The following is a 12,791-nucleotide window of genomic DNA, read 5'->3' on the forward strand; positions in this document are numbered from 1 at the left end:
ACTCGAGTCCAAGACTGGTAAGGAATCACAACCATGCGTCATCGTAAGAGTGGTCGTCACCTGAATCGTACCAGCTCGCACCGTCATGCCATGTTCAAGAACATGTGTGTGTCACTGGTCGAGCACGAAGTGATCAAAACCACACTCCCTAAAGCCAAGGAACTGCGTCGTCATATCGAGCCGCTGATTACCCTGGCAAAGAATGACAGCGTCGCTAATCGTCGTCTGGCATTCGATCGTACTCGCTCCAAAGAAGCGGTAGGCAAGCTGTTCAACGACCTCGGTCCTCGCTACGTGAATCGCCCTGGCGGTTACGTACGTGTCCTCAAGTGCGGTTTCCGCGCTGGTGACAATGCGCCGATGGCTTATGTTGAACTGGTTGACCGTCCCGTTGTCGAGAGCGACAACGACGAATAACACCTTGTGTTATTTCAATAAACCGGCCCTTGTGGCCGGTTTTTTTGTGCGCTGGTGTTTCTCTTTTACAGTTGAAGTACTGTTTGTCGATATTATCCTGCAGGGATTATCTTCTTCACTGGACAGGAAACGTGCATGTCATGTGTAGCTCCGGCACAGTGCCTGTGTCATCAGCCCCTGGGTTTTGACATTGTCATGGCATTTCAGCCCATTGTGGATCTTGGCAGTGGTCATGTGCATGCTCATGAAGCCCTGGTAAGGGGTGTAAATGGTGAGGGTGCCGGCGATGTACTGGCTCAAGTCGATGAAAAGAATATTTATCAATTTGATCAGCGCTGCCGCACACAGTCACTCAGGCAAATTGCTGCCCTTGGCAGCACGGTTCCAGTGTCCATCAATTTCATGCCCAATGCTGTTTATGAGCCCGAGGCCTGTCTCGCGTCTACCATTGCCACTGCGCGCCGCCTCGGCTGGGATCTACGTAATATCATTTTCGAGATTACTGAAACCGAACATGTCAGGGATCAGGCACATCTGGCGCATATCGTTTCGATGTATCGCCAGATGGGGCTGGCTGTAGCGCTGGATGACTTTGGCGCAGGCAATTCAAACCTTGAGACGTTGACCTATATGCACCCGGACTATCTGAAGCTGGATCGCTCATTGATAGGAGGGGTTTGCGGCAGTACGACTAAACAGAATATCGTTGATGCGATGCTGTCTCTTGCATCGGCTGAGCACATCAACGTTGTGGCGGAAGGTGTCGAAGCCGAAGAGGATGCCCATTGGCTCTATCAGCGTGGCATCCGTCTTCAGCAGGGATATTTTTTTGCCAGGCCAGCAGTTGATGGGCTGCCTGATGTCTACTGGCCTGACTGGGTGGGCTGCTAGTAGCCACGCTCCAGCAATGGACGAAGGAAATGGCCGGTATAGGATGCCTTCGTTGCTGCAATCTGTTCCGGCGTTCCCTCTGCGATAATTCGACCACCGCCCGATCCACCTTCGGGCCCAAGGTCAATCAGCCAGTCTGCGGTTTTAATGACGTCCAGATTGTGTTCGATCACTACCACGCTATTGCCCTGATCACGCAGGCGATGCAATACGCCCAGTAACTGCCTGATGTCCTCGAAGTGCAATCCTGTTGTGGGCTCATCAAGAATGTACAGCGTCTTGCCGGTATCCCGTTTGGCCAGTTCCCGAGCAAGCTTGACGCGCTGAGCTTCACCGCCTGAGAGGGTGGTAGCGCTTTGGCCCAGCTTGACGTAGGACAGGCCGACATCCATCAGCGTTTGAAGCCGTCTGGCAATTGCCGGTACGGGACTGAAATATGTCAGTGCGTCCTCAATTGTCATTTCCAGCACTTCGTGAATATTCTTGCCCTTGTACTGAATATCCAGTGTCTCGCGGTTATACCGCTTCCCCTTGCAGACGTCGCAAGGGACGTAGATATCCGGTAAAAAGTGCATCTCGACCTTGATCAGCCCCTCTCCCTGACAGGCTTCGCACCGGCCGCCTTTTACGTTGAAGGAAAAGCGGCCAGGCTTGTAGCCACGTGAGCGAGCTTCTTCCGTACCTGCAAATAATTCACGAATGGGTGTGAAGATGCCGGTATAAGTCGCCGGGTTCGAGCGAGGTGTCCGCCCGATCGGGCTTTGGTCGATATCTATGATCTTGTCCAGCAGCTCCAGGCCTTCAATGGAGGTATAGGGCGCCGGCTTGAGAGTGGTGGCCCGATTCAGCTCACGCGCCGCGATGGGCATCAGGGTGCCGTTGATCAGGGTTGACTTGCCTGAGCCGGAGACCCCGGTCACACAGACAAACATGCCCAGTGGCAGGGTAAGGTCTACATCGGTCAGGTTATTGCCGCTGGCCCCCCGTAGGTGAAGCTGCTGGTCGGGATGTGCCGGCTTTCGATGGGGGGGGATCTCGATTCGGCGTTGTCCGGATAGATACTGGCCGGTCAATGAGCTCGTATCCTGAATAATATGCTCTGGTGTGCCCTGCGACACGATTTTGCCACCATGCACGCCGGCGCCTGGCCCGATATCAACGACGTGGTCTGCCGCCCGGATGGCATCCTCGTCATGCTCGACCACGATGACGGTATTGCCTAGATCGCGAAGCCGCTCAAGGGTTTTCAGAAGGCGGTCATTGTCGCGCTGGTGCAGTCCGATCGAGGGTTCATCCAGTATATACATGACACCTACAAGGCCTGCACCGATCTGGCTGGCCAGGCGTATGCGCTGCGCCTCACCGCCTGAAAGGGTGTCGGCACTTCGTTCAAGTGTCAGGTAGTCGAGACCGACGTTGGCTAGAAACTGAAGTCGGCTGGTAATTTCGTTAAGAATCTTGAGTGCGATTTCACCCTTGCGTCCAGGCAATTCCAGTTGCTCGAAGAATGTCAGACACTCACCAATGGGGTCGCGCACGATGTCAGGCAACGGCCGTTCTGCCACAAATACATGGCGAGCCTCCTTGCGTAGCCGGGTGCCATGACAGGTCGGGCAGGGTTGTATTGACAGCAGTTTGGCCAGGTCTTCACGGACCATGTTCGATTCGGTTTCGCGATAGCGTCGCTCCATGTTGGGCAAAATGCCTTCAAAGGCATGCTTTCGCTCTATCTTACGACCACGGTCGTTGACATAGCTGAACGGCACTTCTTCCCGGCCGCTGCCATGAAGCACTGTACGCTGCACTGCATTGTCGAGCTCATTCCAGGGCGTTTCGAGTGCAAAGCCATAGTGCTTGGCTACAGCTTCAAGCTGCGAGAAATAGTACACGCTGCGCCTGTCCCAGCCTTTGATGACCCCTTCAGCCAACGACAGCTCCGGTTGACGGATCAACTTTTCCGGATCAAAGAACTGGTGGTTGCCCAGACCGTCACAGCTGGGGCATGCCCCGGCAGGATTGTTGAAGGAAAACATTCGCGGTTCAAGCTCTGAAATCGAGTAACCGCAGACAGGACAGGCAAATCGCGATGAAAATACCAGATCTTCCTGTTCGCCATCCATGAAATGAAGCAGCGCGCTGCCATCAGAGAGGTTCAGAGCGGTTTCAAAGGACTCTGCCAGACGTTGCTGAATGTCTTCACGTACTTTCAGCCGGTCAACCACCACGCTGATATCATGCTTCTTGTTCTTTTCCAGTGTGCGGACATCATCAAGTTCCAGAATCTGGCCGTCGATCATGGCCCGAACAAAGCCCTGAGAGCGTAACTCGGCAATCAGTTGGAGATGTTCACCCTTGCGACCACTGACCACTGGGGCCAGTAACATGGCGCGGGTGCCTTCCGGCAGGGCAACGACCTGGTCCACCATCTGCGAAATGGTTTGCGCCGAAAGATCCGTGCCATGCTCGGGGCAGCGTGGTGTACCAGCGCGGGCATAGAGCAGTCGCAGATAGTCATAGATCTCGGTGATGGTCCCTACGGTGGAGCGTGGGTTGTGTGATGTGGATTTCTGTTCGATCGAGATGGCGGGGGACAGACCTTCAATATGGTCAATGTCCGGTTTTTCCATCATGGATAGAAACTGGCGTGCGTAGGTTGAGAGGGATTCAACGTAGCGCCGTTGCCCTTCGGCATAGAGCGTATCAAAGGCCAGCGAGGACTTGCCTGAGCCGGAAAGCCCGGTAATGACAATCAGCCTGTCGCGAGGAAGATCTACATCAATGTTTTTCAGGTTATGGGTGCGAGCACCGCGTACCAGAATCTGGTCCATAAATCGCTTCTCGGCCGAGGTAAAACCTCCAGTATAGGAGGGGGAGGCACTAGGCAGCAAAGCCGGGCAGGTAATCTTTACGAAGGGCGCGTTTATATGTCAGTGATGATAAACTGACAGGTTGATTTAGGTAGCCGCTCAGCGCGGCGCGGCAGCAAGTTCACCATGATGGCGCGGGGCGCCAGTAACGATGGAGGCCTTCATGGCTCGTGGAATAAACAAGGTTATTTTGATCGGCAATCTGGGTCAGGATCCGGAAGTGCGCTTTACCCCGTCCGGTACCGCGGTCGCGAATCTTAACCTGGCAACGTCTGATACCTGGAATGATCGCCAGACCGGTCAGCGTCAGGAGCGTACCGAGTGGCACCGTGTCGTGCTGTTCAACAAACTGGCTGAAGTCGCCCAGCAGTACGTCAAGAAAGGCTCCAAGGTCTATATTGAAGGCCGCCTGCAAACACGCAAGTGGCAGGATCAGAATGGGCAGGATCGTTACAGCACTGAAATCGTGGCCAACGACATGCAGATGCTTGATGGTCGTGGAGGCCAGGGTGGCGATTACGATCAGGGGCAGGGTGGTGGGTATGGCCAGAACCAGCAGCCCGCTCGCCAGCAGCCGGCACCTCAGGGCAATTACGGTCAACAGGGGGGTGGCCAGGGCAACTATGGCCAGCAGGGCAATCAGCCTTCCGGTCAGCGAGCTCCGGCTCAGCCGGCACCGGCACAGAACAATGCTCCTCAGCCGGGCGGGTTTGACGATTTTGATGACGAGATCCCGTTCTGATGAACAGGGATATGCCGTAGTGAAAAGGCCATGCTTCCGGCATGGCCTTTTTGCATCAATGCGAGCAGCTTGTGCGGGGCCTGATGGCTAACGACAGTGCTGATGCAGCGGCGTATAGTAGGAGTTTTCATGTCCTGGGCGTATGACAGCCTTGTCGTTTGGAACCGTCAATAAAAGGGATTGTGTGAAATTTCTCGTTCTTGGAGCATCCCATTGCCTTAGCCGTGCGCTGGCCCGAGAGGGACGCAGGCGCGCCGATATTGTCGTTGAGACTCATGAAATCTCTGCGCTGCAGCAGAAGGGGTGGGTGTTTGAGCAGTGTGATGCCGTGATTGTTCCGCCGCTGTCTCATCCTGCCTCGGCTACACCGGCTGAGGTGGTGGCCCATGCTGCTCTGGTGGAAGAGGTACTGTCGCACTGCGTGGCACAGAACCTGCCGCTGGTCTGGTGCGTCAGTGATGAAATGTTCGAGGCCGGTAGCCCGACCCCCATCAGTGAAAGTCTGGTGCCGGATCCGATCGACAAGGGGCTCCGCCGTCTGGTTGAGGCTGGAATGCGGGTCCGTGAAGAGCTTCCCCATCATATCATCCTTCGTGTCGGCCCCCTGTTTGCGCTGGATGGCGAGCATGCCTGGTTACCGGATATTATTGCGACGCTGGCAGGCGGGAATGACGTGCGCGTGCCTGAAGATGTTGTCGTTGGCCCAGCGTCGGCAGAGTCACTGGCCATGGCCATGATTGGTATCCTGATGCAGCTCAAATACGGAGCAGATAGCTGGGGTAGTTATCATTTATCTGGTATCGAACCTGTCAGCCTGTATGCCTTCTGCGGTGTCGTACGTACGCAGCTGGTGACACTACTGGAAGGGCAGGGACTGCCGGCTGATTTTGGCGACGTGAAGCCTCTGAGTCATCATCACGATCAGCCACTCAGACGCGTGCTGAGCTGCCAGCGGCTGCTGGATACGTTCGGGATCCATCAGCGGCCCTGGCGTATCGAGCTGGAACGTCTGCTGATGCAGTGGTGCGAAACTCAAAATCAACAGGGTGTGTCTCAACCGTGATGTGGTGTCGAAGTCTTGTGTTCTACTGTGGCTATTTTCTGGCCATTCTTTTTTTTGGCGTAATAATGGCACCCATCGCGAGGCTGTTTCCTCTGCGAAAACGCTTTGCCGTGCTGAATACCTATAATTACGTGACGGTTCGATGGCTACGAATGACCTGTGGCGTACGCTTTCAGGTGGAGCATCAGGGAAGACTGCCGGATGGGCCGTGTGTCCTTGTATCCAATCACCAAAGCGAGTGGGAAACCCTGTTTTTACAAACCATCAAGCATTCGATGTGTACTGTAATCAAGCGTGAGCTGCTGAACCTGCCTATTTTTGGCTGGGGGCTTCGGCTGTTGCAGCCTATACCGCTGGATCGTTCCAAGCCCTCAGTGGCGCTGCGTGCCGTGCTTTCCGTTGGTGTGGAGCGATTAAAGAGCGGGATGTCAGTCCTTATCTTTCCTGAAGGGACGCGCGTCAATGCCGGCGAGCGAAAGCGTTTCAATAAAAGCGGCGCTGTGATTGCCTGTAATACAGGCGTTCCCGTGGTGCCTGTGGCACACAATGCTGGGGAGTGCTGGCCAGGAAAGACCTTTATCAAGAAGCCTGGCATGATTACCGTTGTGATCGGTGCGCCTATCGATACCTCGGGTCGTACCGCCAAGGAAATCATGGCGGAAGTGGAAGAATGGGTCGATGATCAGCTGGAGCGTATTTCTTCGGTGCCTTATACACCTCCGGGTTGAAGGTGCATGTTGTGTTCTGACACTAAAAAGCCGGTGCTGAAAAGCACCGGCTTTTTTTGGTCTACCGTAGACTTCAGGCGTCCTGATACCGATCAAAGATCAGGCATGCGTTGGTTCCACCAAATCCGAAGCTGTTTGACAGGACTCGGTTCAATGTTGTCTCACGGCATGTGCTGACAATATCAAAGCCTTGGGCATCAGGGTCCTGTTCATCCAGATTGGCAGACGCGCAGATGAAGTCATTCTGCATCATCAGCAGGGAGTAAATGGCTTCCTGTGCACCCGTGGCGCCAAGCGAGTGGCCCGTCAACGATTTGGTCGATGACAGCGGCGGCACGTCATCACCGAACAGGGCACGCAGGGCCTTGAGTTCGGACATGTCTCCAACCGGTGTAGAGGTACCATGGGTATTGATGTAATCAATTTTGGGGTGTTGGTCACCCAGCATGGCGATAGCCTGCTGCATGCAACGAACCGCTCCCTCACCCGATGGCGCTACCATGTCGTAGCCATCGGAGTTGGCACCGTAGCCCGTGAGCTCCGCGTAGATTTTTGCACCACGTGCCCGCGCATGCTCCAGTTCTTCAAGCACGAGCATGGCGCCACCACCGGCAATGACAAAGCCGTCGCGGGCCGTATCATAAGGGCGCGAAGCACGTTCAGGTGTGTCGTTGTAGCTGGTGGAGAGCGCACCCATGGCGTCAAAGAGACAGGACAGTGTCCAGTGCTCTTCTTCACCACCGCCGGCAAAGACTACATCCTGCTTGCCGAGCTGTATCTGCTCCATGGCGCTGCCGATGCAGTGTGCGGATGTGGAGCAGGCCGAAGAAATGGAGTAGTTGATACCCTTGATTTCAAACGGTGTTGCCAGGCAGGCGGAGACCGTGCTGCCCATGGTGCGGGTTACACGGTAGGGGCCGACACGCCGTAATCCCTTTTCACGCAGGATATCAGCGGCTTCCACTTGGTTGGCAGACGATGCGCCTCCCGAGCCGGCAATCAGCCCGGTACGCGGGTTGGACACCTGTTCCGGTGTCAGCCCGGCATCGTCTATGGCCTGCTGCATAGAGATGTAGGCATAGGCCGCCGCATCTCCCATAAAACGAAGTCGCTTTCGGTCGACGTGGGCATCTATATCAATGTCTACGGCGCCGGCCACATGGCTGCGCATGCCGCGCTCAGCGTACTCTTCACGATAGCGAATACCGGAGCGCCCGAGCTTGAGGGACTCCAGAACCTGATGCTGGTCATTGCCCAGGCAGGATACGATGCCCAGGCCGGTGACTACCACTCGTCGCATGGGAGCCTCCCGGTTAAAAATTCGAGGTAGAAGTGAACAGGCCGACACGTAAATCGTTGGCCTGGTAGATCGGGCGACCATCAACACTGACGGTACCATCGGCGATGCCAAGAATCAGGCGCCGCGTGATAACACGCTTGATGTTGATATGATAGGTCACCTTGCTTGCTTCAGGCAGAATCTGCCCTGAAAACTTGACCTCGCCACAGCCCAGAGCGCGTCCGCGCCCGGGGTTGCCGAGCCAGCCAAGATGAAAGCCTACCAGCTGCCACATGGCGTCCAGTCCCAGACAGCCGGGCATTACCGGGTCGCCAGGAAAGTGGCATTCAAAAAACCAGAGGTCCGGCCTGATGTCCAGCTCGGCAATCAGCTCGCCCTTGCCGTACTGTCCGCCTTCCTCGTGGATATGAGTGATGCGGTCAAGCATCAGCATGTTCGGCGCGGGAAGCTGGGCATTGCCAGGTCCGAAAAGTTCACCCTGGCTGCATTGCAGCAATTCATCGCGTGTAAAAGAGTGTTGCTTGGTCACTGACTCGTTCCGAGAATCGTAAGGATTGTGCTCTGTCTCTGGAGCGCGTCCTAGTCTACTTGACGAAGGCAGACGTTACTATGTGCCTGCCCGGCGTGAAACACTCCCTGCATTATCGCACACAATTACTCCCGGTTTCGACGCTCACGGTTAAGGTGAGCTTTATTTCAGGGACTTGAATGTCTCCAGCGCCCGTTCACGCGCAGCGCGATGATCCACGATGGTCTCTGGATAGTGGAGTTCGCGGCGCTGTGAGGCCGTAGGTTCATGGCGATGCTTTTCAGACAGGTTACTCAGGGCCGGCAGGTAATGGATGATGAATCGCCCGGCCGGATCGAACCGCTTTGATTGTGTGGTCGGATTGAAGATCCGGAAATAGGGGCAGGCATCGGTACCGGTTGACGCTGACCACTGCCATCCTCCGTTGTTTGCTCCCAGTTCACCATCCACCAGGTGCTCAAGGAAGAAAGCTTCCCCCCAGCGCCAGTCAATCAGCAGATGCTTGGTCAGGAACATGGCCGTTACCATGCGAAGACGGTTATGCATCCAGCCTGTCTGAACCAGTTGCTTCATCGCGGCATCCACCAGGGGATAGCCGGTATTGCCTTCACACCAGGCCTTGAAGTCCTTTTTGCTCTGGCGCCATTTGATGTTGCGTGTTTCGCTCTTGAAGGGCTCATGCCTGCTCACCTTCGGGAATCCGACCAGAACGTGCTGGTAAAAATCCCGCCATGCAAGCTCGCTGATCCAGCTGGTCAGGTTATTGTCCCCATCGCCTGCATGGCCGCCGTTTTTATGAATGGCCGCAGTAAGGCACTGGCGAGGCGAAATCATGCCCAGCGCCAGATAGGGGGACAGGGTGCTGGTAGCCTGATCGAAGGGAAAATCGCGACGGTCCTTGTAATGCCTGGCTCGTGAGCCAAGAAAACGCTCGAGGCGATCTTCCGCTTCCTCTGTGCCCGCCGGCCAGAGCGAGTTGTCTACGGCGTCGGGGGTGTCCGGTGCCGGTACCTTGTCGCTGTCAATGGACTTCAGCGATTTCTGGCGAGAGGGCGCCTCGTGAATGTCGAGGGATTGCTGGTCGAGGGCTTTCAGCCACGCCTTGTAGAATGGGGTAAAGACCTTGTAATACTCATCGTTACCAGTCAGCAGGTCGCCCGGAGGAATAATAACGCCATCATCGTAGCGTTGAACGGTGCGCCCATCCTGCTTGAACAGTCGAACGGTTTCATCGTCCCGGTTACGCTCGTTAATGCCATAGTCATTATTGAAATGCAGCTGCTGACAGTCGAGTGACTGTGCCAGCTCGAGTACTGCTTCAGGGCATGCGCTGAACTGGTCGGGAGACAATACCTTGAGAGGGATATTCAACTGATCCAGATCATCTGCCAGCGCAGAAAATCCTCGGTACCAGAAGGAAAGCTTGTTATCCCCGTGGCCATGAGCCTTCCACTGTTTGCGGGTAAGGGTAATCACGGCGATGACCGGACCCTGGCGTGCAGCTTCTGCCAGCGCCGAATTATCATGAGTGCGCAGGTCGGTACGGAACCACACCAGTTGTCGAGCGGACATTCAACCTCCTTGTTGAGAGTGTCCGAAAATTCAGGTCTGGCCGGGTCAGTCGACGAGTTGTCTTACCGTACGCGCACCATGACCGGGGTTGTCGTCCAGTAATGTCAGTCCACCGAAGGAAAGCGCCTTTCGATGCAGCCGAGTGACCGGTCCGGACAGGCAAACGGGCACATGCATTGCTGCCGTCAGTTCCTTGAGGCGGTCTACCATATCGGCCGGCTGCTGTTCGCCTCCCGTCAATATCACGACGTCGGCGCGGCAACGCTGAGTCAGGCCGATCAGCACGTTGTCTGTGGTGGCATTGTCAATCAATGACACATGGAAACCACTGGCACCCAGGTGCGTCGCCGCAAGAAGAAGGTGCAGGGAGTCCTTTTCTTCCGGCAGTCGAGCCAGAAGTAGCCTAGGGGTAGTGACATCGAGATTACTGTAGTACAGGCGAAGTGCGAGCCGGGTGCGCAGAAATGACTCGAGAAACAACCGCGATACATCATCGTCATCCTGCTGCGATACATGATCAGCCACCGGCTTCCATACGTTTTCGAGTACGGTCAGTGTGGGGTAGCGGCCAAACAGATGTGTATACAGCTGATCGAGACCCTTTTCGTCAAACCGCTCGATCAGGGCACAAGCATCTGTAACCTGGTCATGCCAGTCGATGCCGACGGGGTTATCCGTTGCCGGTGTCACGGGGGGAGTGGGTTCAAGCTCTTCCTGAACGCCATCACCATCCAGCAGGTCGCCTACCTGGCTTACGGGCACACCGCGATTCAGCCATTGAACAATACGTTCTACTCGCTCTATATCATCTCGTGCATACAGGCGATGCCCCTTGGGAGTGCGTCGTGGCTGGATCAATCCATAGCGGCGCTCCCAGGCGCGTAACGTGACTGAATTGACGCCTGTCAATCGAGACACTTCACGAATGGGGTATAACGGCCCACCTGCCGAGGTAACGGGATTGTCGCTCATTGTTCCATGCCTCCTTTTCACACAACGTTGCATCCTGGCGTCATAAGTAGCGATTCGTCGCTCTGGCTATGTTACCTGGCCAGAGCGCTGTTTGCCCTGAACTTGAGGAGCTGTGTCATGCGCTATACCAGATAAAACAAGCGAAACTTATACGTGGCAGATGAATATACAAATAGTGTACAAGATTAATCCACCTTTTGCCCACTAATTCCCTCTTCAACAATACGGATCAGGGCGTCGGTGAATGCCGGGTGTTGTCCAACCGGTGGCAGCAGGTTCAAGGCAAGTGTCGGGAAGCGTATTGAAAGTGCGTCGACCTGTCCGGGCACATCTTCTCTTAAATGTCGGCCTACCGCGAAAAACAGCGGCAGGATATCGATGTCCTGAGCGCCGCCCTGATGGAGCTCAGCGACGACATCTTCCAGCAGGGGATCACACAGCTCCATATACGCCATGCGCAGTTGCGCAGATGACCGGGTCTGAAGCCGTTTCTCGAGATCGCGGAACGGCTGCTGCCACTGCTCGTCTGGTGAGCCATGGGCCAGCAGAATGTATGCCTTAGTCATTGTGCAATTCCTTTCACGAAGAAGAGGTGAGGTAAGTGATGAGTTCGCTGGCGCATCGCTGGCCGGCCAGCCAGGCCGCCTCGACATTGTTTCCCGCACACCAGTCTCCGCACAGCGCCAGCGTATGACGTGCATTCCAGAGCGGGGATGTCCGTGAAAGAGAATGAGTGGCCTGTGCAAAACGCCATCGGTGGGCGTCAGCTGTCCTGAATGCCGGACGAGGCATCATGTTCATGTCGATAAAGGCAGCCTTCAGGCGGCAAGCGACGTCTTCCGGTGCCAGCTCCAGATGCTGCTGACTCCACTCCGGTGTAGCAATCAGTCGAAGGGTTGGAGCGCTCTCCCGGCCGGGCTTGCTTTCCTGTCTAGAGGCCCAGTACAGCGTCCCATTTTCGAAAAACAGGGCGTCCCAGGGAACATCCAGTGGAGCGTCGAGCCGGTAATGGGCATGCCAAGAGGGTGCAAGAGTGACGCTGTTACACTGCGACAACAATCCGGTTTCTTCGTCAGGCAACAGCGCTTGAGCCTGCGGCGCGGGAAGTGCCAGCACAACATGCCCAAAAGGGCCGTAGCGCTCGAGGCCTTCGCAGGTGAGCCAGTACTCGTCGGCAATCCTTTCGATGGATGTAATGCGCGTTGACAGGGTGATGTCGAGCCCGCCTGCCAGGTGACGTGTTAATGCGCTCATACGCGGGGTGGCTGCATAGCGCGGATGTTCTGCCGAATACGCAGTGAGTTGCCCATCGGCGCGGCGTGTCCAGGGCGAAACCGGCCATGGCGCAATCACACCTGCCTTGAGCCACTGCGCCACTCTGTCCTTGAAGGCATCGCTGCGTGCAGTGAAGCAGGGGGCACCCAGATCGATGGCGCCTTCGGAGTCGTGGCGTGATGCAAGACGCCCGCCGGGGCCGCGTGCCTTGTCAAACACCTGTACGCTGTGCCTGTCCGCAGCAAGGGTGGTGGCAGCACTCAGTCCCGAAAGCCCTGCACCGATGATCGCAATCCGGGGTGGAACCGGCATCATGACCCGTATCTCTGGTTGAATATCGGTTCAATGTATCAGTTTGGTACAGGTTTATTCCAGTCCGTACAAGAAAATATGACGGCAGGGGTCTACAGTGTCTGGCAATGGGACAACCCCTTT

The 12,791-nt window shown here is 55.9% G+C and carries 12 protein-coding genes; 5 read left to right on the forward strand and 7 right to left on the reverse strand.

Features of this window, described 5'->3' with window-relative positions:
* Positions 1-33 precede the first annotated feature (33 nt).
* Both rplQ and NAT21_RS15050 read left to right on the forward strand, forming a co-directional pair.
* Positions 34-417: a 50S ribosomal protein L17 gene (gene rplQ / locus NAT21_RS15045; protein ID WP_250939694.1), complete on the forward strand. Its 384-nt coding sequence runs from the start codon at positions 34-36 to the stop codon at positions 415-417.
* Between the two features lie 135 nt (positions 418-552).
* On the forward strand, positions 553-1,308 hold the full coding sequence (locus NAT21_RS15050; protein ID WP_250939696.1) for an EAL domain-containing protein: 756 nt from the start codon (positions 553-555) through the stop codon (positions 1,306-1,308).
* Here NAT21_RS15050 and uvrA read toward each other — a convergent pair.
* Positions 1,305-4,136 (reverse strand): excinuclease ABC subunit UvrA, encoded by a 2,832-nt coding sequence (uvrA, locus tag NAT21_RS15055; RefSeq protein ID WP_250939698.1) that lies wholly within the window; start codon positions 4,134-4,136, stop codon positions 1,305-1,307. The genes NAT21_RS15050 and uvrA overlap by 4 nt on opposite strands.
* A 202-nt stretch (positions 4,137-4,338) precedes the next feature.
* Here uvrA and ssb point away from each other — a divergent pair, with 202 nt between their 5' ends.
* From ssb to NAT21_RS15070, 3 genes are all read left to right on the forward strand, one after another.
* Complete coding sequence (ssb, locus tag NAT21_RS15060; protein WP_250939700.1) at positions 4,339-4,917, forward strand: single-stranded DNA-binding protein; 579 nt, start codon at positions 4,339-4,341, stop codon at positions 4,915-4,917.
* Between the two features lie 184 nt (positions 4,918-5,101).
* Positions 5,102-5,980: a sugar nucleotide-binding protein gene (locus NAT21_RS15065; RefSeq protein ID WP_250939702.1), complete on the forward strand. Its 879-nt coding sequence runs from the start codon at positions 5,102-5,104 to the stop codon at positions 5,978-5,980.
* Positions 5,980-6,708 carry a lysophospholipid acyltransferase family protein gene (locus tag NAT21_RS15070; RefSeq protein WP_250939832.1) on the forward strand — a complete coding sequence of 243 codons (729 nt, stop codon included), beginning with the start codon at positions 5,980-5,982 and terminating at the stop codon, positions 6,706-6,708. The genes NAT21_RS15065 and NAT21_RS15070 overlap by 1 nt, the downstream gene beginning before the upstream one ends.
* A 73-nt stretch (positions 6,709-6,781) precedes the next feature.
* Here NAT21_RS15070 and fabB read toward each other — a convergent pair whose 3' ends face one another.
* The 6 genes from fabB to NAT21_RS15100 form a co-directional block, all read right to left on the reverse strand.
* On the reverse strand, positions 6,782-8,008 hold the full coding sequence (fabB, locus tag NAT21_RS15075; RefSeq protein WP_250939704.1) for a beta-ketoacyl-ACP synthase I: 1,227 nt from the start codon (positions 8,006-8,008) through the stop codon (positions 6,782-6,784).
* Positions 8,009-8,021: 13 nt separating this feature from the next.
* Positions 8,022-8,537, reverse strand: coding sequence for a 3-hydroxyacyl-[acyl-carrier-protein] dehydratase FabA (gene fabA / locus NAT21_RS15080; RefSeq protein WP_250939706.1), 516 nt, complete (start codon positions 8,535-8,537; stop codon positions 8,022-8,024).
* Between the two features lie 162 nt (positions 8,538-8,699).
* Positions 8,700-10,109 carry a deoxyribodipyrimidine photo-lyase gene (gene phrB, locus NAT21_RS15085; RefSeq protein ID WP_250939708.1) on the reverse strand — a complete coding sequence of 470 codons (1,410 nt, stop codon included), beginning with the start codon at positions 10,107-10,109 and terminating at the stop codon, positions 8,700-8,702.
* 45 nt (positions 10,110-10,154) lie between these two features.
* Positions 10,155-11,081, reverse strand: a complete 927-nt coding sequence (locus tag NAT21_RS15090; protein WP_250939710.1) for a MerR family transcriptional regulator — start codon at positions 11,079-11,081, stop codon at positions 10,155-10,157.
* Between the two features lie 185 nt (positions 11,082-11,266).
* Positions 11,267-11,647 (reverse strand): sirohydrochlorin chelatase, encoded by a 381-nt coding sequence (locus NAT21_RS15095; protein WP_250939712.1) that lies wholly within the window; start codon positions 11,645-11,647, stop codon positions 11,267-11,269.
* Between the two features lie 13 nt (positions 11,648-11,660).
* On the reverse strand, positions 11,661-12,671 hold the full coding sequence (locus NAT21_RS15100) for an NAD(P)/FAD-dependent oxidoreductase (protein WP_250939714.1): 1,011 nt from the start codon (positions 12,669-12,671) through the stop codon (positions 11,661-11,663).
* Positions 12,672-12,791 lie beyond the last annotated feature (120 nt).

Origin of the sequence: Larsenimonas rhizosphaerae (genome assembly GCF_023700005.1) — a bacterium.
Taxonomy (GTDB): Bacteria; Pseudomonadota; Gammaproteobacteria; order Pseudomonadales; family Halomonadaceae; genus Larsenimonas; species Larsenimonas rhizosphaerae.

Excerpts from the sequence above, each read along its gene's own strand:
- rplQ (WP_250939694.1), top strand. The coding sequence starts at position 34 with ATGCGTCATCGTAAGAGTGGTCGTCACCTGAATCGTACCAGCTCGCAC.
- NAT21_RS15050 (WP_250939696.1), top strand. The coding sequence starts at position 553 with ATGTCATGTGTAGCTCCGGCACAGTGCCTGTGTCATCAGCCCCTGGGT.
- uvrA (WP_250939698.1), bottom strand. The coding sequence starts at position 4,136 with ATGGACCAGATTCTGGTACGCGGTGCTCGCACCCATAACCTGAAAAAC.
- ssb (WP_250939700.1), top strand. The coding sequence starts at position 4,339 with ATGGCTCGTGGAATAAACAAGGTTATTTTGATCGGCAATCTGGGTCAG.
- NAT21_RS15070 (WP_250939832.1), top strand. The coding sequence starts at position 5,980 with ATGTGGTGTCGAAGTCTTGTGTTCTACTGTGGCTATTTTCTGGCCATT.
- fabB (WP_250939704.1), bottom strand. The coding sequence starts at position 8,008 with ATGCGACGAGTGGTAGTCACCGGCCTGGGCATCGTATCCTGCCTGGGC.
- phrB (WP_250939708.1), bottom strand. The coding sequence starts at position 10,109 with ATGTCCGCTCGACAACTGGTGTGGTTCCGTACCGACCTGCGCACTCAT.
- NAT21_RS15090 (WP_250939710.1), bottom strand. The coding sequence starts at position 11,081 with ATGAGCGACAATCCCGTTACCTCGGCAGGTGGGCCGTTATACCCCATT.
- NAT21_RS15095 (WP_250939712.1), bottom strand. The coding sequence starts at position 11,647 with ATGACTAAGGCATACATTCTGCTGGCCCATGGCTCACCAGACGAGCAG.
- NAT21_RS15100 (WP_250939714.1), bottom strand. The coding sequence starts at position 12,671 with ATGATGCCGGTTCCACCCCGGATTGCGATCATCGGTGCAGGGCTTTCG.